Source organism: Kitasatospora sp. NPDC048296, from assembly GCF_043201815.1.
In the GTDB taxonomy this organism is placed as follows: domain Bacteria; phylum Actinomycetota; class Actinomycetes; order Streptomycetales; family Streptomycetaceae; genus Kitasatospora.
The window spans coordinates 1-21,747 of sequence record NZ_JBICZB010000026.1; the positions used below are offsets into that span (position 1 = coordinate 1).

Below are 21,747 nucleotides of genomic sequence, written 5' to 3' on the forward strand. Positions count from 1 at the left end.
CGCCCGGTTACATTCCGAACCCGGAAGCTAAGCCTCACAGCGCCGATGGTACTGCAGGGGGGACCCTGTGGGAGAGTAGGACGCCGCCGAACAATTCTTCGAGAGAAGCCCCCGCCGGGTGAACCGGACGGGGGCTTTTCTGTTGTAAGGTCAACGTGCATTGTCGTTACATGGGACAGGAGGCCCCCAGGTGGAGGTACAGGAGACGCGGGTCCAGACCGATCGCGTCCTCACCATCCCCAACCTGCTGAGCATGGGCCGGCTGGTCGGCGTTCCGCTTTTTCTCTGGCTCATCCTGTGGCCGGCCTTCGGCGGGCCCAACAATGACGGTTGGGCGCTGTTGATCCTGGCGCTGAGCGGAGTCAGCGACTACCTGGACGGAAAGCTCGCCAGGCGGTGGGGGCAGATCAGTCGGGTGGGGCAGCTGCTGGACCCGCTGGCTGACCGGCTCTATGTGCTGTCCACGCTGGTCGGATTGACCTGGCGTGAGATTCTGCCGTGGTGGGTGACGGCGATTCTGCTGGCCCGGGAACTGTTCATCGCCTCGCTGTTGCCCATTCTGAACAAGCACGGTTACGGGCCGCTGCAGGTGAGTTTCCTCGGGAAAGCCGCGACCTTCAATCTGATGTACGCGTTTCCGCTTCTGTTGCTCGGCAACGTGCACAGCTGGATCGCGCGGCCGGCCGAGGTGGTGAGTTGGGCCTTCATCTGGTGGGGAACCACGCTCTACTGGTGGTCCGCCATTCTTTACGCGGTGCAGGCGCGGCAGATCGTCAAGGCCGCCTCCGCGACCTCGGCGTCCACAGCCTGAGACGTGATCTGAGAGAAGTCCCACGCTGTACCGGTGCGTCGGACGATACCTTCCGGGTAGAGAACCCTCTGGAACGGTTTGATGGACCTGCAGGTCCACCACCGCGAAGGAGGACGCACCCGTAATGAAAGCCGTTGTCATGGCAGGGGGCGAGGGCACCCGACTCCGCCCGATGACCTCCAGCATGCCGAAGCCGCTGCTTCCGGTCGCCAATATGCCGATCATGGAGCACGTGCTTCGGCTGCTGAAGCGGCACGGCCTCTCCGACACCGTGGTCACCGTCCAGTTCCTGGCGTCACTGGTCAAGAACTACTTCGGTGACGGTGAGGAACTGGGGATGCATCTCACGTATGCCCATGAGGAGACGCCACTAGGCACTGCGGGGAGTGTCAAGAACGCCGAGGACGCGCTCAAGGACGACTCCTTTCTGGTGATCTCCGGTGACGCGTTGACCGACTTCAATCTCTCCGAATTGATCGACTTTCACCGCAGCAAGAACGCTCTGGTCACCGTCTGTCTCACCAGGGTGCCGAATCCTCTGGAGTTCGGTATCACGATCACGGACGACGACGGGCGGGTCGAACGCTTCCTGGAGAAGCCGACCTGGGGGCAGGTCTTCTCCGACACGGTGAACACCGGTATCTACGTGATGGAACCCGAGGTCTTCGACTACGTCGCGGCGGGGGAGTCCGTCGACTGGTCGAGCGACGTCTTCCCGCAGCTGTTGAAGGAGGGCAAGCGGGTCTACGGCTACGTCGCCGAGGGCTACTGGGAGGACGTGGGCACCCACGAGAGCTACGGCAAGGCCCAGGCGGACGTCCTGGAGGGCAAGGTCGACGTCGAGATCGACGGCTTCGAGATCTCGCCGGGAGTCTGGGTGGCCGAGGGCGCGGAGGTCGACCCCGAGGCCGTCCTGCGCGGGCCGCTGTACATCGGCGACTACGCCAAGGTCGAGGCCGGTGTGGAGATCCGCGAGCACACCGTGCTGGGCAGCAACGTGGTGGTCAAGCGCGGGGCCTTCCTGCACAAGGCGGTGGTGCACGACAACGTGTACGTCGGCCCGCAGAGCAATCTGCGCGGCTGCGTGGTGGGCAAGAACACCGATGTGATGCGGGCCGCGCGGATCGAGGACGGCGCGGTGATCGGGGACGAGTGCCTGGTCGGCGAGGAGTCGATCATCGCGGCGAACGTCAGGGTCTACCCGTTCAAGACCATCGAGGCCGGGGCCGTCGTCAACACCTCGGTGATCTGGGAGTCCCGCGGTCAGGAGCACCTCTTCGGTCTCCGCGGCGTCTCGGGGATCCTGAACGTCGAGATCACCCCCGAGCTGGCCGTACGGCTGGCCGGCGCGTACGCCACGACGTTGAAGAAGGGTGCCACCGTCACCATTGCGCGTGACCACTCGCGCGGTGCGCGTGCACTCAAACGGGCGATGATCTCGGCGCTGCAGACGAGCGCGATCGACGTCCGAGACCTGGAGAACGTGCCGATGCCGGTGGCCCGGCAGCACACGGCGCGGGGGAGCGCGGGCGGGATCTTCCTGCGGACCACGCCCGGAGTGCCGGACTCGCTGGACATCCTGTTCTTCGACGAGCGCGGCGCGGACCTCTCGCAGGCGGGGCAGCGCAAGCTCGACCGCGTCTACGCGCGCCAGGAGTACCGGCGTGCCTTCCCCGGCGAGATCGGGGACCTGACCTTCCCGTCCAGCGTCTTCGACTCCTACGCGGGCAACCTGCTGCGGACGGTGGACACCACGGGGGTCCGGGAGGCCGGGCTGAAGGTGGTCGTGGACACCGCGCACGGCAGCGCGGGGCTGGTTCTGCCGAGCATCCTCGGCCGGCTCGGGGTGGAGGCGCTCACCGTCTCCAGCGGGCTGGACGAGGCGCGGCCGACCGAGGACGCGGAGACGCGGCGGGCCGGGCTGGCCAGGCTCGGTGAGTTGGTGGCCTCCTCACGGGCGGCCTTCGGTGTCCGCTTCGACCCGGTCGGTGAGCGCGTCGCCTTCGTCGACGAACTGGGCCGGGTAATCGACGACGACCGGGCGCTGCTGGTGCTGCTGGACCTGGTCGCGGCCGAGCGCCGCAGTGGGCAGGTGGCGCTGCCGGTGACCACGACCCGGATCGCCGAGCAGGTCGCCGCCTACCACGGCACCCAGGTCATCTGGACCACGACGACGCCGGACGACCTCGCGAAGGCGGCCTCCGCCGAGGGCACGGTGTTCGGCGGGGACGGGCGCGGTGGCTTCGTGGTGCCCGAGTTCAGCGGGGTGCTGGACGGCGCCGCCGCCTTCGTCCGCTTGGTCGGCCTGGTGGCCCGGACCCAGCTCACGCTGAGCCAGATCGACGCGCGGATCCCGCAGGCGCACATCCGGCGCCGGGACATCGCGACGCCGTGGGCGGCCAAGGGCATGGTCATGCGCTCGGTGGTGGAGGCGGCCGGAAGCCGGCGGTTGGACACCACGGACGGCGTCCGGGTGGTCGAGGCGGACGGGCGTTGGACGCTGGTGCTGCCGGACCCGGCCGAGGCGGTCACCCACCTGTGGGCCGAGGGACCGGACGACGAGGCCACCGATGCGCTGCTCGACGAGTGGGCGGCGGTGGTCGACGGCGCGGGGCGGTGACGGCCTGAGCGTACGAATGCCCTGATCGGCGGGGCGTGCGGACTGGTTCGCACGCCCCGCTGTCCGTTTTCACATCATTCGGAGCGGTCCGTCACTTTCCGTGGGTGTGTGCAACGTGTGTGCAGCTCAGGGGCCGTGCGCGGGGCCCCTCGCGTTCATGGGACGATGGTCCGCATGCCAGCGACGCCGACGCCGAGTGCCCCGAACGGACGGTACAACCGTCCGGACGCCTCGATGTCGCTGCTGACGAACGTGATGGACCACAGCCTGGACGAGGGCTACGCCGAGGCGGCCGCCGCGCGGGGCGGCGAGCACGACAGTCGGATACCCCGGACCCTGCGGGGTCTGCTCACGCTGGGCGCCGGACTGGCGCTGGTCGGGGGCGTGGTGACGGTCGGCGCGGTGAACGCGCACAAGGCGGAGCCTTCGCTCGCCAAGGAGCGGGACGCGCTGATCCACCGGATCAATGACAGCAACGGCTCGGCCGACAACCTGCAGAAGCAGGTCCAGGACCTGCGGCGCAAGGTCGAGGAGACGCAGCAGCAGGCGCTCCCCTCGGGGGACGTCGACGCGGGTGGTCTGACCGGCACGGTGGGCCTGGGAGAGGTCACCGGGCCGGGAGTGAAGCTGGTCCTGGAGGACGCCCCGGGGACGGGGAGCGGGGGAAACGTCGACCCGCGGGCCGGGCAGGGCTTCTCCAACAGCGGGCGGCTGCGCGACCGCGACCTGCAGCTGGTGGTGAACGGTCTGTGGGGGTCCGGAGCGGAAGCGGTCTCGATCAACGGCCAGCGGCTGACCGCGCTGTCCGCGATCCGCGCCGCGGGTGAGGCGGTGCTGGTGGACAACCGGCCGCTGGTCCCGCCGTACAACATCCAGGCGATCGGGGACGGGCCCAGGCTCCTCTCCGCCTTCGAGAGCGACATGGCCGGGCAGTACCTGCGGCTGCTCCAGGAGAAGTACGGCATCAAGTCGACGCTTTCCGCGCAGAAGAGCCTGACGCTGCCGGCGGCGGTGGGGGTGACGCTGCGGACCGCCCAACCGGTCACGCCCGAGCCCACGCCCACGGCGACCCCGTCGGCCACGTCGTCGGCCGGCCCGAGCGGCACTCCTTCGGGCGGTTCCGGAACCTCGGAGAGCCCCGGCGCGTCCGTTTCACCATCCGCACGCAGTGGCGGTCCGACCCCGAAGCGGCGTCCGACCAGCGGATCCACCAAGACCACGACAGGGACAGGAGCAGCTAGACCGTGATTGCCGTACTGGGTCTCGTGATCGGGGTGGTCGTCGGCCTCTTCGTCCAACCCGAGGTGCCGGACGCCGTCGTGCCGTACCTGCCGATCGCGGTGGTGGCGGCGCTGGACGCGGTGTTCGGCGGCGTCCGGGCGATGCTGGACGGGATCTTCAACGACAAGGTGTTCATCGTCTCGTTCCTGTCGAACGTGGTGGTCGCGGCGCTGATCGTCTTCCTCGGTGACCAGCTGGGCGTCGGCTCGCAGCTGTCCACGGGAGTGGTCGTCGTCCTGGGCATCCGCATCTTCTCCAACGCGGCCGCGATCCGGCGTCATGTCTTCCGTGCCTGAGCCGGGCCGCGAGGCGGCGGAGGAGAAAACGGCCGGGAAGGCTGTCGAGGCGCCCGGGCCGGAGGAGGCGGAGGAGACCGCTGCGGTCGAACATGCGGAGGCGGGCGCGGAGCCGGAGGCGGAGAAGTCTGACGCTGAGGCTGAGCTTGAGGGCGCCGTGGCGGAGCCGGAGCCGGTGGTATCACTGACGAAGGCGCCGGAGCCGGAGTCCGCTGCCGGGACGTCGAAGGCGGAGCCCGAGCGCGACCCGAAGCCCGAGTCGACGGCCCAGCCGAAGCCCGAGCCGAAGGTCGAGCCAGAGGTCGAGGCAGGGCCGGAGCCCACTGAGTCCGAGCCCGCCGAGCCGGCCGGGACCGCCGAAGCCGAGCAGCCCTCCGCAGGGGACCGGACCGCCGGTCGGCGGCGGCTGAAGGCGGCGCTGTGGCCGCCGCGGCTGTCGCGCGGGCAGCTGGTGGTGGCGCTGCTGCTGTTCTCGCTCGGCCTGGCGCTGGCGATCCAGGTGCGCTCGACCAACGACCACCACAACCAGTTGCGCGGGGCCCGGCAGGAGGACCTGGTCCGGATCCTCGACGAACTGGACAGCCGTCAGCAGCGTCTCCAACAGGAGAAGGCGGAGCTCGAGCAGTCCCTGGCCAAGTTGGAGAACAGCTCCAACCAGGCCAAGGAGGCCCAGGAGCAGACCAGGAAGAAGATGACGGAACTGGGTGTGCTGGCCGGTACGGTCAAAGCCACTGGTCCGGGCATCGTACTCACGGTCGATGATCCCCAAGGGCAGGTGAAGGCAGATATGCTGCTGGACACCCTGCAGGAACTTCGAGCGGCGGGGGCGGAGGCGATTCAGATCAACGATGTGCGCGTGGTGGTCAACACCTACTTCACCGACCTGTCGGGCGGCGGGGTGCAGATCGACGGCAAGAAGGTCGCGCCGCCCTATCGGTTCACCGTCGTGGGGAACCCGCAGGATCTGACTCCCGCGCTGAACATCCCGGGTGGTGTCGTCCGTACGCTGGAGAGCCACCAGGCGCGGGCGACGATCACCCAGCAGCAGAAGGTGGTCGTGGACGCCCTCGTGGATCCGAAGACGCCGCAGTACGCCAAGCCGGCTTCGAAGTGACGGGGCGTCCGACGAACGGCCCGTCACGGCCGGGCGGCACCCCGCTGCGGGGCGCCGCCGCCGCGTGGGAGAGACTGGTTCGTACCAGTACGCTCCGTAGCACCAATCGCAGCACCAACCGTCGGAGTACCACTCCAGCAGGCCCGAGCCGCAACCGGGCCCGCAGCCTGTCCGAGGTTCTCACCCTGCCCCGCGGGCGGGTCTGTCACACGCAAGGGGATTCGCCCGTGAGTTTCTTCTCGAAGTTGTTCGGTCGCAACAAGGGCCGTGACGCGGCCGCCGTCGAGGCGCCCACCGCTCGGCACCGTCGGTCGGAGGACGAGCCCGTAGTGCCTGGCATGCGCTCCGCCCCCGAGGCCGCGCCGTACGCCGGACAGCAGCTCTACCGGGACGGCGGCGCCGCCCAGTTCGCGGGAAATCAGGCGGGCTACGGCGCGTCGGTTGACCCCTCCGGCGACCCGCGCATAGGTTTCCCGTCAGCACCCTCAACCTCTGGTGGAGGGTTTGCCCCGGACCCGTACGCCGGGCACAACCCGTCGGGTGTGCCGCGCCAGGAGGCTGTGAACATGGCTGGCCCTACTCCGTGTCCCAGGTGTGGTAACCAGAACCCGGCCGCGGCCCGCTTCTGTTCCAACTGCGGCACCGCACTGCGCGGCGGTCTGCTGCCCGAGGGGGCGGCGGAGACCACCTCGACCATCTCGATCTCCGGTCTGGAGTCCTACGATCCCACCACCACGACCGGCACCGGCACCACGCCGGCCCTGTCGGCCGAGGTGCTGCAGGCGATCGACGCGCTGCCGCCGGGCTCGGCCCTGCTGATCGTGCAGCGCGGCCCGAACTCGGGCAGCCGGTTCCTGCTGGACTCGGACGTCACCACGGCAGGACGTCACCCGCAGGGCGACATCTTCCTGGACGACGTCACGGTCTCGCGCCGCCACGTGGAGTTCCGCCGGACCCCGGTCGGCTTCAGCGTCGCGGACGTGGGCAGCCTGAACGGCACTTACGTCAACCGGGAGCGGATCGACGAGGTGTCGCTGAACAACGGCGACGAGGTGCAGATCGGCAAGTACCGGCTGGTGTTCTTCGCCGGCCACCACCGGGGGTACTGAAACCAACGTCGGCAGGAGCCCGAGTGAGCAGCGATTCCCCTTCTTCTCTCGGGGCGGCCAACCCCGCGTCGTCGTCCGGTCCGCAGCTGGACCGGGTCGGGCGCGGGGTGGTCGCGGGCCCCAGGCAGCCGCTCCGCCCGGACCGGCCGGCCGGGCGGCGGCGCGGTGGTGACGATCTGCTGAGCATCGGCGCGGTGCTGGCCTTCCTGCGCGACGACTTCCCCGAGGTGACCATCTCCAAGATCCGCTTCCTGGAGGCGGAGGGACTGGTGGAGCCGCAGCGCACTCCCTCGGGGTACCGCAAGTTCAGCCCGGCCGACGTCGAGCGGCTGGCCTACGTGCTGCGGATGCAGCGCGACCACTACCTGCCGCTGCGGGTGATCCGCGAACACCTGGACGCGATCGAGCGCGGCGAGGCCCCGCCCGCGCTTCCGCCGGCCACCGAGGCCCGGCCCGGGCCGATGGAGGAGGCCGACCGCGAGTTGGTGTCCTCCGCCGACGTCCCGTTCGGGGTCCGGCTGGGGCGCGCCGAGCTGCTGGCCGCAGCCGAGGCCGGGGAACGGGAACTCGTCGAGTGGGAGTCCTACGGGCTGGTCACGCCGGGCCCGGACGGCGGGTACGACGGCGAGGCGTTGCAGGTGGCCCGGTTGGTCGCGGAGCTCGGCCGGTACGGGCTGGAGCCGCGGCACCTGAGAGCCATGAAGGCGGCGGCGGAACGCGAGATCGCGCTGGTGGAGCAGGTGGTGGCGCCTCTGCGGCGGCACCGGAACCCGCAGACCCGGGCGCACGCGGAGGCCACCGCGCGGGAGCTCGCGACGCTGTCCGTACGGCTGCACGCGGCCATGGTCCAGGCCGGTCTGCGGACCCGTCCGTAGCGTTCGAAGAGTCCTTCACCCGTCGGGTGCACCGCGCTGACCAGCGGCGTCGGTCCTGCGCTTTCATATCCGGGGTCGGAGCCATAGGGTTGCCTGTGTGAATGAGCTCGACGTCGTGGGTGTCCGAGTGGAGATGCCTTCCAACCAGCCGATCGTGCTGCTGCGGGAGGTCGGGGGAGATCGCTACCTGCCGATCTGGATCGGCCCCGGCGAGGCGACCGCGATCGCCTTCGCCCAGCAGGGCATGACTCCGGTGCGCCCGCTGACGCACGACCTGTTCAAGGACGTCCTGGAAGCGCTCGGCCAGCAGCTCACCGAGGTCCGGATCACCGACCTGCGGGAGGGCGTGTTCTACGCCGAGCTGGTGTTCGCCGGCGGGGTCGAGGTGAGTGCCCGGCCGTCCGACGCCATAGCGCTCGCCCTGCGCACCGGCACGCCGATCTACGGGAGCGAGGAGGTGCTCGCCGAGGCGGGCATCGCGATTCCGGACGAGCAGGAGGACGAGGTCGAGAAGTTCCGCGAGTTCCTCGACCAGGTGTCGCCCGAGGACTTCGGGGGCAGCGGTCCGCAGTAGCGCGGACGGTCCGGTCGGCGGTTTCACGCGCCGTTTTGCCAAAAACCGCCCGTCTACCCACACTGGGGGCACGAAAAACCACTCTCCTGAGTGATGTGGTTTGTCTGGCCCGGCGTGGCGATCGTTGACGGGTCATAGGGGACTGCCTACCGTCAGGAGTGGCTGTCCGGGTGGCCGATGCCCGCAGTCGGGTTGCCCGCAGCACAAGTGGACGGAGGTAGGCATGAGCAGCACCGGCGATGACGCGGCCGCGGGAGGCCTGTGCGCCGTGCACGTGCCCCGCGCCGCCCGTACCGTGACCGACCTGCCCCGCATGGGCAGGTTCCCGGCCGTCCAGCCGGGTCAGCCCGCCATCGAGCGGCTGGCCCCGACATCCGAACTGATCGGCTTCCGCGGCCCGACGGCCTGCGCGGCGGCCGGCATCACCTACCGCCAGCTGGACTACTGGGCCCGCACCGGACTGCTGGAGCCCAGCGTCCGGACGGCGTACCCGGCGACCAGCCAGCGGCTCTACAGCTTCCGCGACATCCTGCTGCTCAAGATCGTGAAGCGGCTGCTGGACGTCGGCGTCTCGCTGCAGAACATCCGGGTGGCCGTCGCCCATCTGCAGTCCGCCGACCAGGCCGACCTGGCCGGGCTGACGCTGATGTGCGACGGTGCGACGGTGTACGAGTGCACCACGCCGCAGCAGGTGGTCGATCTGCTGAAGGGTGGTCAGGGGGTCTTCGGCATCGCGGTGGGGGCGGTCTGGCGGGAGCTGGAGCTGACCCTCGGTCGGCTGCACGCGGAGCGCACCGACACCGGCGAGACGCTCGTCGGGCAGGACCCGGGGGACGAGCTGGCGCAGCGGCGCAACCGGGCGGTCTGACGCGCGGTTCCGGGGCACACGTTCTGACGTGCCGGTGGTGAGCCACTGATCTTGACGAGGCCGTGGGCCCGAACGGGGAACCGTTCGGGCCCACGGCCTCGTCGTGTTGCCCGGTGGAACGATCGAGGGAGGGCATGTGGGGGTCGGCACCGGGATAGCGGGGCTGCTGCGGCGCCGCGCGGCGGGGATGCGGGTGCGGCTGCGGGAGCGGCGCACCCAGCGCAGGGTCTTCCAGGTGACGACGCTGCTCTGCTCGCTGGCGCTCGCGCCGAGCGCCTGGCTGTGGACCGCGGCGGGGGACCGGGTGGGCACGGTCGAGAGCGCGCCGTCCGCGCCGGTGGCGGTGGTCTTCGGCGCGGGCCTGGACCAGGGCAAGCCCTCGCCGTACCTGGAGCACCGGCTGACGGCGGCGCTGGACCTGTACCGGGAGGGGAAGGTGCAGGCCATCCTGGTGACCGGGGACAACGGGCGGGTCTCGTACGACGAGCCGGACGCGATGTACCAGTACCTGACCGAGCACGGAGTGCCGCAGGACCGGGTGGTCCGCGACTACGCCGGTTTCAACACCTGGGACTCCTGCACCAGGGCTCACCGGATCTTCGGGGTGGATCGCGCGGTGCTGGTCAGCCAGGACTTCCACGTCCGGCGGGCGCTGGCGCTGTGCGAGGCGGCGGGCATCCGGTCGTACGCGGTCGGGGTGCCGGAGCTGCACGACTCCACCTGGCTGTACGGCGGGCTGCGGGAGATCGCGGGGGCGGGCAAGGCGGCGGTGAACGCCTGGCTGCGGCCGGACCCGGCGCTGCTCGGGCCCAAGGAGGACGGCATCCCGAAGGCACTGGCGCAGGCGGCGAAGGAGTAGCCGACGGCGCCGGCCACCGGCCCCGGGGCGCCGGGCGTCGGTCGCGGGGCGTCGGCCGGGTTCGTACGCACTGTCGGACCCGTGCGCGATGATCAGCGGGTGCGATCTCTGCCGAGCATCATCCACCTCGACATGGACGCCTTCTTCGCGGCGGTGGAGCAGGCGGCCAAGCCCAGCCTGCGCGGCAAACCGGTGATCGTCGGCGGGCTCGGCGGACGCGGGGTGGTCTCCACGGCCTCGTACGAGGCGCGCAAGTTCGGGGTGCACTCGGCGATGCCGATGGCCCAGGCGCGGCGGCTGTGCCCCAACGCGGCCTTCCTGTCCGGGCGCTTCGAGGCGTACCGACAGAACAGCGAGATCGTGATGGGGCTGCTGCGGGAGCTGTCACCGCTGGTGCAGCCGCTGAGCCTGGACGAGGCCTTCGTCGATCTGGAGGCCGGTGCGTACGGCCCGGTGCTGGCGGAGGCGGACCATGACACCGGTGAGCGGTTGGTGCTCGCCCTGGCGGAGGACCTGCGGGCGGACATCCAGCGGCTCACCGGGCTGACCGGCTCGGTCGGGGCGGCGGGCTCCAAGCTGATGGCGAAGATCGCCTCCGAGCAGGCCAAACCGGACGGGCTGGTGCTGATCGAGCCCGGGCAGGAGCGGGCCGTGCTCGGGCCGATGCCGGTGCGGGCGCTGCCCGGCATCGGGCCGGCCACCGAGCAGGTGCTGCGGCGGGCCGGGCTGACCACGGTGTCGGACCTCGCGGAGGCGGGGGAGGCGGAGCTGGTCGCGCTGCTCGGGCGGGCGCACGGCGCCGGGATCCACCACATGTCGATAGGGCTGGACGAGCGGCCGGTGGTGGCCGACCAGGACGCCAAGTCGGTCTCGGTGGAGGACACCTACGAGGTGGACCTGGCCGACCGGGACCGGGTGCTGCGCGAGGTGGAGGCGCTGGCCGCCCGGTGCGTGCGACGGCTGCGGGCGGCCGGGCGCTCGGGGCGGACGGTGGTGCTCAAGGTCCGGCGGTTCGACTTCTCGACGCTGACCCGCTCGGAAACCCTCGGCGGGCCCACCGACGACGAGGCGGTGATCACCACGACGGCGCGGCGGCTGGCCGAACAGGTGGACATCACCGGCGGGGTCCGGCTGCTCGGCGTGGGCGTGGCTCAACTGGCCGACTACACCCAGGAGGACCTGTTCGCGCAGGCGCTGCGCGAGGAGGCGGCCGAGCACACCGAGGCGGCCCGGGCGGCGGAGGCCGAGGAGGAGCCGGAGGAGGTCGTGGTGCGGCGCTGGATGCCCGGACAGGACGTCCACCACGCCGAGTTCGGGCCGGGGTGGGTGCAGGGCAGCGGCGTCGGGCGGGTCACCGTGCGGTTCGAGACGCCGTGGAGCGAACCGGGACGGGTACGGACCTTCGCGGTCGACGACCCCGCGCTGGAACCGGCCCGGCCGTTGCCGCTGCGGCGGGTGGCGGGCGCGGAGGACGGTGAGGGGCCGGACGACTGAGGGGCTCGGGATGCGGAACGGCCCCACCCGGTAGGAGTACCGGATGGGGCCGCATACCGTGCCGGACTCCGCACCGTCGTGATGCCCTCGCGACGTAACGGAGGCCGGGCCCGCGCGCCCTGTCCCTGAGCGCGCGGGCCGGACGCCTGGTCAGGCGTCGGTCTTGGCCAGCTCGGCGCTGGAGTCCTGCGGGGCCGAGCCGCCCAGGGCGGTGGCGGCCGGCTTGACGGTGCGGATCAGGAACGGGACGGCACCGGCGACGATGCAGACGATGGCCGTGGTCCAGAACGCGTGCTTGTAGGCGTCCAGGGTGGGCAGCAGCAGCTGGATCTTGGGCGGGAGCTTCATGGTGTCGCCGGTCAGGATGGCGGTCATCACGGCGGTGCCGATCGCGCCGCCGACGGTGCGCAGCACGGAGTTCATGCCGTTGGCGATGCCGCTCTGCTCGACCGGGACGGCGCCGTTGATGAAGGCCGGCATCGCGGCGAAGGCGAGGCCGATGCCGAGGCCGAAGATCGCGGAGGCGGTGTAGATGTCGCCTTCGGCGCTGTGGCGCAGGGCCAGGTAGGCCATCGCGATCGCGCCGAGGACGCCACCGAGGACCAGCGGCAGGCGCGGGCCGCGGCGGGCGATCAGCAGGGCGCCGACCGGGGCGGCCACCATCGAGCCGATCGCGGACGGCAGCAGCATCACACCGGCGTGCAGGACGGTCGCGGTGAAGCCGTAGTGGGCCAGCTTCTCCGGGGTCTGGGCGAAGTTGCTGATGACCATGAACGAGCCGTACATGCCGAAGCCGATGAGCAGGCCGGCCAGGTTGGTGAAGGCCACGGCCGGGCGGGACATCATCTTCAGGTCCACCAGCGGGTGCGAGACCTTGGTCTCGATGATCCCCCAGATCAGGGCGACCACGGCGGCGACGGCGAACAGGCCGAGGGTCTTGGTGGAGGTCCAGCCCCAGTGGTTGCCCTGGCTGACCGCGACCAGCAGGGCGGAGAGCCAGCCGGCCAGGGTGAGGGCGCCGAGCGGGTCGGCGCCGCCGTCCTTGTCGGTCACCGGGTCGGACGGGACGCGGAAGGCGACCAGGGCCACCGCGAGCAGGCCGAAGGCCAGGCCCATCCAGAAGATCGACTTGTAGTTCCAGTGCTCCAGCAGGAGGCCGGTCGCCACCAGGCCGAGGCCGGAGCCGACGCCCATCGAGGCGCTGATGGCGGCGACGCCGCCGGTCACCTTCTGCTTGGGCAGCTCGTCGCGGACGATGCTGATCGCCAGCGGCATCACGCCACCGCCGGCGCCCTGCAGGACGCGGGCGACGATCAGCCAGCTGAAGGAGTGGGTGCTGACCGCCAGCGCCGACCCGGCGACCAGGCCGGCCAGCGAGATCAGCAGCATGGGCTTACGGCCCCGGAGGTCGCCGAAGCGGCCCAGCAGGGGAGTCAGCACGGCTGCGGAGAGCAGGTTGGCGGTCATCAGCCAGGTGATGTTGGACCCGGAGACGTCCAGTTCCTTGGCCAGCGACGGCAGGATCGGGACGACCGCGGTCTGCACCACGCTGAACGATAGCATCGCCAGGATGAGGGCCGGCAGGACCCGGGCGTTGCTCTGCTTCTCGGCCGCGGTGGTGGGCTGGGGTGCCTCACTCACGGTTGCTTCCTCCCGTACATAGTGAATGAACTGAAGTAACCATGCAGGGAGATACTTCAGAGTGTCAAATATCGAGCGGTTAAGCTTTGGCAAAGGCGGCGGGATGTCGCCTGCGGCGGGGCCGGGGGTTGAGAGCAGGAGGGCGGCGTTCGCGGGGAGTTGGGGCCGGGGTGGGGGCATGGCGAGGGCCCCGGACGGGGGTCCGGGGCCCTGGGGGGTGGGTCGGATCAGGAGAAGGGGCGCAGGGAGTCGGGGCGGACGCCGTTGGTCGCGGGGGTGGTCGGGTCGGGGTCGGCGGTGGTGCTGTCGTGGAATTCGACGCGCTCGCGGCGGAGTTCGTCGCGGACCACCTCCTCCGTCGTGTAGCGCTCGACGATCAGGCGGACCCGCTCGACCGGGGCGACGTACTTGCGGATGATGGGGTGTTCCTCGCGGAGGGTGACCTCCTCGACCGCCTCGGCGATCTCCTTGTCGGTGAGGGTGGCGCGCTCGGCGTCGCTGACCGGGATGCGCTCCACCCGGACCCGCTCGCGGACCAGCGGGATGCGGCGCTCGACCTGCTCGCTGGTCACGTACTTGCGCAGCTTCGCGGTGCCCAGGGCGTGCCACTCGGTGGTGATGTCCAGCCGCTCCTCGCGGCAGGTGACCTCGACCGGGGCGCTCGGGGCCGAGGTGGCAGCGCTGCCGGTGGGTGCCGGGGTGGTCGCGGCTGGGGCGGGTTGCGGTTTCGGCTTGGGCTCGACGGTGGGGGTGGTCGCTGTGGTGGCGGCGCTGGTGGTGGGTGCCGGGGTGGTCGCGGCTGGGGCGGGTTGCGGTTTCGGCTTGGGCTCGACGGTGGGGGTGGTCGCTGTGGTGGCGGCGGGTGCGGGGGTGGTGAGGGTCCGCACGGTGGCCTCCGCGGCGGTGTCGGTGCCGGCGGCACTGGGGACGGTGACGGTACTGACGGGGTTGGTCGGGCCGGGCTCGGCGGAGTGGAAGTCGAGTGGCTTGGCGGTCGTGGTGGCCGCGGCGGCCGGAGTGGTGCCGAAGTCGAGGTCGGGCTGGACGGGCCGACCGGGCTCCTCGGTGGCGGTCTGGCCGGCCGCCGCGGTGTCGAGGCCGTAGTAGCGGTAGAGCTGGAGTTCCTGGGCCGGCGACAGGTGCTGCCCCACGCCGAAGTCCGGGGACTCCTTGACCAGCGACTTGTCGTAGGGGACCCGGAGCTCCTCGCCGGAGAACTCGCTCGTGGTGAGCGGGACGAAGGCGTCCCGGCCGAAGATGCCGGTCCGGACGGCGGCCCACTCGGGCTGGCCGGTGGCGTCGTCCAGGTACACCTCGTCGACCGTGCCGATCTTGTCGCCGTTGCGGTCGACGGCCTTGTGGCCGATGAGGTCTCTGGGGTCGAAGTCGGTCTGCACTCTTTCCTCCAGCTGCGCTGCGGCTGCGGAACTCCCGCAGGTACGGCCGTCGGAGCACCCGTCCCGGCCGCCACTTCACACCAAAAGGCATGAATCGGACCGACGCGACCGGGGTGCGCCGGACGGGCTCGGCGCTGGGCCATCCGGGGGACGCGCGTAGACCCGGAGTGACCTGACACACCCGTGATCGGAAGGCCTCCCGCTGGTACCCTGGGCGGCGACTGCCGAGCCCGCTCGGGAGAGTCTCCGACGGCGAAAACCGCTGGTCGGGGCGCCGAAGGAGCAACTCCTCCCCGGAATCTCTCAGGCATCCGTACCGTGCGGGATAGGTCACTCTGGAAAGCAGGGCAGGAGCGTCGGCGCGGGAGCCGGCGATCACCACCCTCACCGACGGTGCAAGCCGACGGAGCGCCGACAGCGCGACGTGCGGGCGAAGCTCTCAGGTCCCGATGACAGAGGGGGAGGCCTTCCGGGTTCGTCCGCCCAGGCGATCCGCTGTCCGCAGCGGAACGACCGGTCGGCGTGCGTGCCCCCGCCGGTCCGTGACCAGGAGGCCTCGACCACCATGAACGCCCAGCCGAACGCGGGACGCCCCACCGGCGCCTCGACCCTCACCGAGCTTGAGCTGGCCAGCCCCTTCGAGAACCGCCACATCGGCCCCGACGCCGCCGCCCAGGAGAAGATGCTGGCGTCCGTCGGCTACGGCTCGCTGGACGAGCTCGCCGACACCGCCGTTCCCGAGGCGATCCGCTCCATCGCCGCCCTGGACCTGCCCGCCGGCCGCAGCGAGGCGCAGGTCCTCGGCGAGCTGCGCGAGCTGGCGAACCGCAACAAGGTGCTCCAGCCGATGATCGGCCTGGGCTACTACGGCACCTTCACCCCGCCGGTGATCCTGCGCAACGTCATGGAGAACCCGGCCTGGTACACCGCGTACACCCCGTACCAGCCGGAGATCTCGCAGGGCCGCCTGGAGGCGCTGCTCAACTTCCAGACCCTGGTCTCCGACCTGACCGGTCTGCCCACCTCCGGCTCCTCGCTGCTGGACGAGGGCACCGCAGCCGCCGAGGCGATGGCGCTGGCCCGCCGCGTCACCAAGGTCAAGGGCGGTGTCTTCCTGGTCGACGCCGAGACCCTGCCGCAGACCATCGCGGTGATCAACACCCGTGCCGTGCCGACCGGTGTCGAGGTCGTCGTCGCCGACCTGTCCGAGGGCATCCCGGCCGAGATCGTCGAGCGCGGCGTCTTCGGCGTGCTGCTGCAGTACCCGGGCGCCACCGGCGTGGTCCGCGACCTCGCCCCGGTGATCGAGCAGGCGCACGGGCTGGGCGCGATCGTCGCCGTGGCCGCCGACCTGCTGGCGCTGACCCTGCTGAAGTCCCCGGGCTCGCTGGGCGCCGACATCGCCTGCGGCACCTCGCAGCGCTTCGGCGTGCCGATGGGCTTCGGCGGTCCGCATGCCGGCTACCTGTCGGTGCGCGCCGAGTACGCCCGTTCGCTGCCCGGCCGCCTGGTCGGCGTGTCCGTCGACTCCGACGGCAACCGCGCCTACCGCCTGGCGCTGCAGACCCGCGAGCAGCACATCCGCCGCGAGAAGGCCACCAGCAACATCTGCACCGCGCAGGTGCTGCTCGCCGTGATGGCCTCGATGTACGCGGTCTACCACGGTCCGGACGGCCTGGCCGACATCGCCCGCCGCACCCACCGCTACGCCGCCGCCCTCGCCGAGGGCCTGCGGGCCGGCGGCGTGGAGCTGCTGCACGGCGAGTTCTTCGACACCGTCACCGCCGTCGTCCCGGGTCGTGCCGCCGAGATCGCCGCCGCCGCCCGCACCCACGGCATCAACGTCCACCAGGACGGCGCGGACCGGATCTCGATCTCCACCGACGAGACCACCACCCGCGAGCACCTGGCCGGCGTCTGGGCCGCGTTCGGCGTCCCCGCCGTCGAGGTGGCCGAGGCCGCCGAGACGCTGCCCGCCGCGCTGCTGCGCGAGGACGAGTACCTGACCCACCCGGTCTTCCACAGCCACCGCTCGGAGACCGCCATGCTGCGCTACCTGCGCCGCCTGTCGGACCGGGACTACGCGCTGGACCGCGGCATGATCCCGCTGGGCTCCTGCACCATGAAGCTCAACGCGACCACCGAGATGGAGGCGGTGACCTGGCCGGAGTTCGGCCAGCTGCACCCCTTCGCGCCGATCGACCAGGCCGAGGGCTTCCTGACCCTGATCCGCCAGCTGGAGCAGCAGCTGGTCGAGGTCACCGGCTACGACGCCGTGTCGATCCAGCCGAACGCCGGCTCCCAGGGCGAGCTGGCCGGCCTGCTGGCCGTCCGCGCCTACCACCACGCCAACGGTGACACCCAGCGCGACGTCTGCCTGATCCCGTCCTCGGCGCACGGCACCAACGCCGCCTCCGCGGTGATGGCCGGCATGCGCGTGGTCGTGGTGAAGACCCTGGTCGACGGCGACGTGGACGTCGAGGACCTGAAGGCCAAGATCGAGCAGCACCGCGACAACCTCTCCGTGCTGATGGTCACCTACCCGTCGACCCACGGCGTGTACGAGACCCAGATCACCGACATCTGCGCCCTGGTGCACGAGGCCGGCGGCCAGGTGTACGTGGACGGCGCCAACCTGAACGCCCTGGTCGGCCTGGCCAAGCCGGGCAAGTTCGGCGCGGACGTCTCGCACCTGAACCTGCACAAGACCTTCTGCATCCCGCACGGCGGCGGCGGCCCCGGCGTCGGCCCGGTCGCGGTGCGCGCCCACCTGGCGCCGTACCTGCCCAACCACCCGCTGCAGGAGGAGGCCGGCCCGGCCACCGGTGTCGGCCCGATCTCGGCCGCGCCGTGGGGTTCGGCGGCGATCCTGCCGATCTCCTGGGCGTACGTCCGGCTGATGGGCGGCGAGGGCCTGAAGCACGCGACCCAGGTCGCGGTGCTGAACGCCAACTACATCGCCAAGCGGCTGGCGCCGCACTTCCCGGTGCTCTACACCGGCCCGGGCGGGCTGGTCGCGCACGAGTGCATCATCGACCTGCGCCCGCTGACCAAGGAGACGGGCGTGACGGTGGACGACATCGCCAAGCGCCTGATCGACTACGGCTTCCACGCGCCGACGATGTCCTTCCCGGTGGCCGGCACGCTGATGATCGAGCCGACCGAGTCTGAGGATCTGCACGAGATCGACCGGTTCTGCGACGCGATGATCGAGATCCGGGCCGAGATTGACAAGGTCGGCTCGGGCGAGTGGGCGGCCGAGGACAACCCGCTGCGCAACGCCCCGCACACCGCCGCCACCCTGGCCGGCGACTGGGCGCACGGCTACTCGCGGCAGGAGGCGGTCTTCCCGGCGGGCGTGAACCCGGCGGACAAGTACTGGCCGCCGGTGAGCCGGATCGACGGCGCGTACGGCGACCGCAACCTGGTCTGCTCCTGCCCGCCGCTGGACGAGTACGGCGTCTGATCCGCAGCGGACGGACATGGGGCAGGGCCCTGGCAGAACGTTTCTGCCGGGGCCCTGCCCTTTGTCGTTCCCAGTCGGGTCGTCTCTTACGGTTCGTCTTCTACGGTCGGGTCGGCGGCTGCCCCCGCCGGGTGGCCCCGGGCCGTACGGTCCCGGCCGTACGGGGCGGGTCGTCCGCTCTCGGCCCGTGCTGTCTCAGCCGGTGGTGTCTCAGGCCGCGTGGGCGACGGGGCGGCGCGGGGCGATCACCCGGCCGTCGGGCAGCAGCTCTCCGGTGTCCTCGAACAACACGACGCCGTTGCAGAGCAGGCTCCAACCCTGCTCCGGGTGGCAGGCCACCGGCACGGCCGCCTCACGGTCCTCGGACTCGGCCGACGGGCACTCAGGACGGTGCTGGCACATACGCGTACCCTCGCTTCGCTCTGCGATCCTCCCCGTGGTGCGGTCCCGGAGGTGGTGCCGTCCGGAGCCGCCGCGGTAGTCGGATCCTGTCCGCAACGCCGACCAGGTGTGGACCGGCGCTCAAGTGGGTAGGACAGGTGGTCCTTCCACGCTGGTTCCCAGTGTCGGCATCTGTGGGCGCGCGCGCAGGGATTTCGTGACATGCGCCACAACTCCCGGGCAGAGATCACCCGTTCAGGTGGGGCCGGAGAGAAATCCTGCACCGATGGGCCAGCCGAGGGATAGCCCGGTGGGGCCATTGCGGATGGCCCGGCCAGGTGGTGGCCGTTCGGGTGAGGCCACGGAGCGGGGAGGGCGCGGCGAAGGGCCGCCGGGCGGTGGCCCGGCGGCAGGGTGCGGACGGGGCGGCGCGGGCTCAGGAGGAGCCGAGCAGCAGCGGTCGGGCGAGCGGAGCACGGGCGAGCAGCGGCAGCAACTCGGCGGCCGGGTAGGCGCGGTGCGCGGTGACGCCGAGCGGGGCGGGGGCGAGCGGGATCAGCAGGTCGGCGGCCGGGCCGGTGTCGGGACTGTGCAGCCACAGCGCCGTCGCGTACTGGCCGGGGAAGGTGAGCAGCCTGGGCTGGCAGCGGGAGCGGGCGTTCTGGGCGAGCTGCCAGGCCTCGCGCAGCGCCCGGACGGTGGAGGAGAGGTAGGGGCCGGCGGTGAAGTGGGAGAAGGTGTGGCCCTCCGCGCTCTGGACCACCTCGGCGGCGGCGGCCACGTCGGCGCCGTCCTTGATCAGGAAGCGCCAGCCGGTCCGGCGGGCGGCGGGGAGCTCGGGGTGCGGGCCGTCCAGGACGTGCACCGCGAGCGGATGCGCGGGGAGCAGTGGTCCGGTCGGGTGACGCAGTGCTGCGGCGGCGGGCTGGCGCAGCGCGGTGTCCGAGTCGAGCGCGCCCAGGACCGCGCGCAGGGCGCTCGGCGGGGGCTGGGGGGTCTGCAGGGTCATGGCGGGGTCCGCCTCTCCAAGCGAGATCGGCGTGCGAGTGCGGCATACCGGCGTGGCACGGCGCGTCTTCGGTGACGGGGGCCTGGCCGTGTCCGGTTGTGCAGGATCGCGGAGCCGGCGCGGTCGCCGCCGTCGACGAGGGACTCGGGGCGGGAGAAGACCGGCCGGAGCGCAGAGCGAATTCCTCGAATTCATCGAACAAATGCGCAGGGTGATCTGTTTATCACAGGCCGTGGTGGCGGGCAAGTCTACAGATGGCCTGAATTTCCGTCAGTTGCCTTGCATTGCAAGCCAGTACAAGCATTCGGGTATCGATCTTCGAGGTGGGCATGATGCTTGCACGGTCGGACGGCCGGGTGTCTCAGGAGGAGGGGACCGTGGGCGAGAAGGTCGTGGCGACTCGGGCGGATCTGGCGGATCGGCAGCAGTACCGGCTCAAGCTCCAGGCCTGCCTCGACGCGCTCGGGCGGATGCTGCGCGAGGACCGCTTCGACCGGCCGCGGGCGGTGGTGGGGCTGGAGATCGAGCTCAACCTGGCCGACGAGCAGGGCCTGCCGGTGATGCGCAACGCCCAGGTGCTGAGCGCGATCGGCTCCAGCGACTTCCAGACCGAACTGGGTCAGTTCAACATCGAGGTCAACATCGTGCCGCACCGGCTCTGCGGGCACGTCTTCGAGGAACTGCGCGAGGAGATCGACACCGGGCTTCGCTACGCCGACCGGCGGGCGGCCGAGGCCGGTGCCCGGATCGTCATGGTGGGCATCCTGCCGACCCTGGAGCACGACCACACCGGGCTGGACGCGATGAGCCACAACCAACGGTACAGCCTGCTCAGCGACCAGATCCTGGCCGCCCGGGGCGAGGACATCGCGCTGGACATCGAGGGCGTCGAGCACCTCCAACTGGAATCGGTCACCATGGTGGCCGAGGCCGCCGCGACCTCGCTGCAGCTGCACCTGCAGGTGACCCCGGAGCGGTTCTCCTCGGTGTGGAACGCCGCCCAGGCGATCTGCGGGCCACAGCTCGCGCTCGGCGCCAACTCCCCGTTCCTGTTCGGACGGGAGCTGTGGCGCGAGACCCGTCCGGTGCTCTTCCAGCAGGCCTGTGACACCCGTTCGGCGGAGCTCAAGGCCCAGGGCGTGCGCCCGATCACCTGGTTCGGCGAGCGCTGGGTGGACTCGGCGTACGACCTGTTCGAGGAGAACCTGCGCTACTTCCCGGCGCTGCTGCCGATCTGCGACGACGAGGACCCGCTCAAGGTGCTGGCCTCCGGCACCGCGCCCAAGCTCGCCGAGATGCGGTTGCACAACGGCACCATCTACCGCTGGAACCGGCCGATCTACGACGTCTCGGGCGGGGTGGCGCACCTGCGGGTGGAGAACCGGGCGCTGCCGGCGGGGCCGACGGTGGCCGACACGCTGGCCAACGCCGCCTTCTACTACGGGCTGGTGCGGGTGCTCGCCGAGCAGCCCCGGCCGGTCTGGAGCCGGCTGCCGTTCGAGCGGGCGGAAGAGAACTTCCGCCAGGGCGCCCGGTACGGCATCGACGCGGTGTTCCAGTGGCCGCGGCCCGGTCGGGCGGGCCGCGGCGGCGGGCTGCAGACGGTCTCCGCCGTCGACCTGGTGTTGGGCGAGCTGCTGCCGATGGCCTACCAGGGGCTGGACGAGTGGGGCGTGGAGCCGGCCGACCGGGACCGCTACCTGGGGATCATCGAGCAGCGCTGTCTGCGCCGCACCAACGGCGCGGCCTGGCAGAGCGCGACCTTCCACCGGCTGCGCGAGCAGTACGGGATGGACCGGCCGGCCGCGCTCGCCGCGATGACCAGGCGCTACGCCGAGCACATGCGCGGCGGAGAGCCGGTGCACACCTGGCCGGTGGGGTAGGGGCCGGCGGATCCCGCCGGCGCACATCCGCCGGACAGGCCCCGCCACCGCTGTGTCAGGATGATCGCT

17 protein-coding genes, 1 rRNA gene, 1 pseudogene and 1 riboswitch are annotated in these 21,747 nt (G+C 71.2%); of the genes and pseudogenes, 14 read left to right on the plus strand and 5 right to left on the minus strand.

The window, feature by feature from the left end; genetic code table 11:
- The 12 genes from rrf to ACGF12_RS17580 all read left to right on the plus strand — a co-directional run.
- A 5S ribosomal RNA gene (gene rrf / locus ACGF12_RS17525) occupies window positions 1-92 on the plus strand; the annotation flags it as partial.
- Window positions 93-190: 98 nt separating this feature from the next.
- Entirely contained in the window at window positions 191-811 is a 621-nt protein-coding gene (gene pgsA / locus ACGF12_RS17530; RefSeq protein ID WP_393030183.1) for a CDP-diacylglycerol--glycerol-3-phosphate 3-phosphatidyltransferase, read from the plus strand.
- A gap of 124 nt (window positions 812-935) precedes the next feature.
- A complete protein-coding gene (locus tag ACGF12_RS17535; RefSeq protein ID WP_393030186.1) occupies window positions 936-3,431 on the plus strand; it encodes a sugar phosphate nucleotidyltransferase in 2,496 nt (831 codons plus the stop codon).
- A gap of 174 nt (window positions 3,432-3,605) precedes the next feature.
- A complete protein-coding gene (locus ACGF12_RS17540; RefSeq protein ID WP_393030189.1) occupies window positions 3,606-4,679 on the plus strand; it encodes a DUF881 domain-containing protein in 1,074 nt (357 codons plus the stop codon).
- The gene (locus tag ACGF12_RS17545) at window positions 4,676-5,008 is read left to right on the plus strand and encodes a small basic family protein (protein WP_030062488.1); all 333 of its coding nucleotides are present in this window, start codon (window positions 4,676-4,678) and stop codon (window positions 5,006-5,008) included. The genes ACGF12_RS17540 and ACGF12_RS17545 overlap by 4 nt, the downstream gene beginning before the upstream one ends.
- Window positions 4,992-6,122 carry a DUF881 domain-containing protein gene (locus ACGF12_RS17550; RefSeq protein WP_393030192.1) on the plus strand — a complete coding sequence of 377 codons (1,131 nt, stop codon included), beginning with the start codon at window positions 4,992-4,994 and terminating at the stop codon, window positions 6,120-6,122. The genes ACGF12_RS17545 and ACGF12_RS17550 overlap by 17 nt, the downstream gene beginning before the upstream one ends.
- Window positions 6,123-6,688: 566 nt before the next feature.
- Complete coding sequence (locus ACGF12_RS17555) at window positions 6,689-7,231, plus strand: FHA domain-containing protein (protein ID WP_393030195.1); 543 nt, start codon at window positions 6,689-6,691, stop codon at window positions 7,229-7,231.
- A 179-nt stretch (window positions 7,232-7,410) separates the two neighbouring features.
- A complete protein-coding gene (locus ACGF12_RS17560) occupies window positions 7,411-8,106 on the plus strand; it encodes a MerR family transcriptional regulator (RefSeq protein ID WP_393030428.1) in 696 nt (231 codons plus the stop codon).
- 97 nt (window positions 8,107-8,203) lie between these two features.
- Window positions 8,204-8,680 carry a bifunctional nuclease family protein gene (locus ACGF12_RS17565; protein WP_030303568.1) on the plus strand — a complete coding sequence of 159 codons (477 nt, stop codon included), beginning with the start codon at window positions 8,204-8,206 and terminating at the stop codon, window positions 8,678-8,680.
- Window positions 8,681-8,903: 223 nt separating this feature from the next.
- The gene (locus tag ACGF12_RS17570) at window positions 8,904-9,548 is read left to right on the plus strand and encodes a MerR family transcriptional regulator (RefSeq protein ID WP_393030198.1); all 645 of its coding nucleotides are present in this window, start codon (window positions 8,904-8,906) and stop codon (window positions 9,546-9,548) included.
- Between the two features lie 187 nt (window positions 9,549-9,735).
- A complete protein-coding gene (locus ACGF12_RS17575) occupies window positions 9,736-10,407 on the plus strand; it encodes a vancomycin high temperature exclusion protein (RefSeq protein ID WP_393030431.1) in 672 nt (223 codons plus the stop codon).
- A 99-nt stretch (window positions 10,408-10,506) separates the two neighbouring features.
- Complete coding sequence (locus ACGF12_RS17580) at window positions 10,507-11,901, plus strand: DNA polymerase IV (RefSeq protein WP_393030201.1); 1,395 nt, start codon at window positions 10,507-10,509, stop codon at window positions 11,899-11,901.
- A gap of 150 nt (window positions 11,902-12,051) precedes the next feature.
- On the opposite strand, the gene ACGF12_RS17585 is transcribed toward ACGF12_RS17580, so the two are convergent.
- The 3 genes and pseudogenes from ACGF12_RS17585 to ACGF12_RS17595 all read right to left on the minus strand — a co-directional run.
- Window positions 12,052-13,542 (minus strand): MFS transporter, encoded by a 1,491-nt coding sequence (locus tag ACGF12_RS17585; RefSeq protein WP_393030204.1) that lies wholly within the window; start codon window positions 13,540-13,542, stop codon window positions 12,052-12,054.
- Between the two features lie 227 nt (window positions 13,543-13,769).
- Window positions 13,770-14,429: a YsnF/AvaK domain-containing protein gene (locus ACGF12_RS17590; protein WP_393030434.1), complete on the minus strand. Its 660-nt coding sequence runs from the start codon at window positions 14,427-14,429 to the stop codon at window positions 13,770-13,772.
- 135 nt (window positions 14,430-14,564) lie between these two features.
- A pseudogene (locus ACGF12_RS17595) lies at window positions 14,565-14,939 on the minus strand (PRC-barrel domain-containing protein); the annotation flags it as partial.
- A gap of 225 nt (window positions 14,940-15,164) precedes the next feature.
- A riboswitch (glycine riboswitch) is annotated at window positions 15,165-15,268 on the plus strand.
- 236 nt (window positions 15,269-15,504) lie between these two features.
- Here ACGF12_RS17595 and gcvP point away from each other — a divergent pair.
- A complete protein-coding gene (gene gcvP / locus ACGF12_RS17600) occupies window positions 15,505-18,405 on the plus strand; it encodes an aminomethyl-transferring glycine dehydrogenase (protein ID WP_393030207.1) in 2,901 nt (966 codons plus the stop codon).
- Window positions 18,406-18,615: 210 nt separating this feature from the next.
- On the opposite strand, the gene ACGF12_RS17605 is transcribed toward gcvP, so the two are convergent.
- A complete protein-coding gene (locus ACGF12_RS17605; protein ID WP_380613480.1) occupies window positions 18,616-18,807 on the minus strand; it encodes a DUF5999 family protein in 192 nt (63 codons plus the stop codon).
- Window positions 18,808-19,222: 415 nt separating this feature from the next.
- A complete protein-coding gene (locus tag ACGF12_RS17610) occupies window positions 19,223-19,795 on the minus strand; it encodes a hypothetical protein (protein WP_387631341.1) in 573 nt (190 codons plus the stop codon).
- Between the two features lie 377 nt (window positions 19,796-20,172).
- Here ACGF12_RS17610 and ACGF12_RS17615 point away from each other — a divergent pair, with 377 nt between their 5' ends.
- Complete coding sequence (locus ACGF12_RS17615; RefSeq protein ID WP_393030211.1) at window positions 20,173-21,678, plus strand: glutamate--cysteine ligase; 1,506 nt, start codon at window positions 20,173-20,175, stop codon at window positions 21,676-21,678.
- Window positions 21,679-21,747 lie beyond the last annotated feature (69 nt).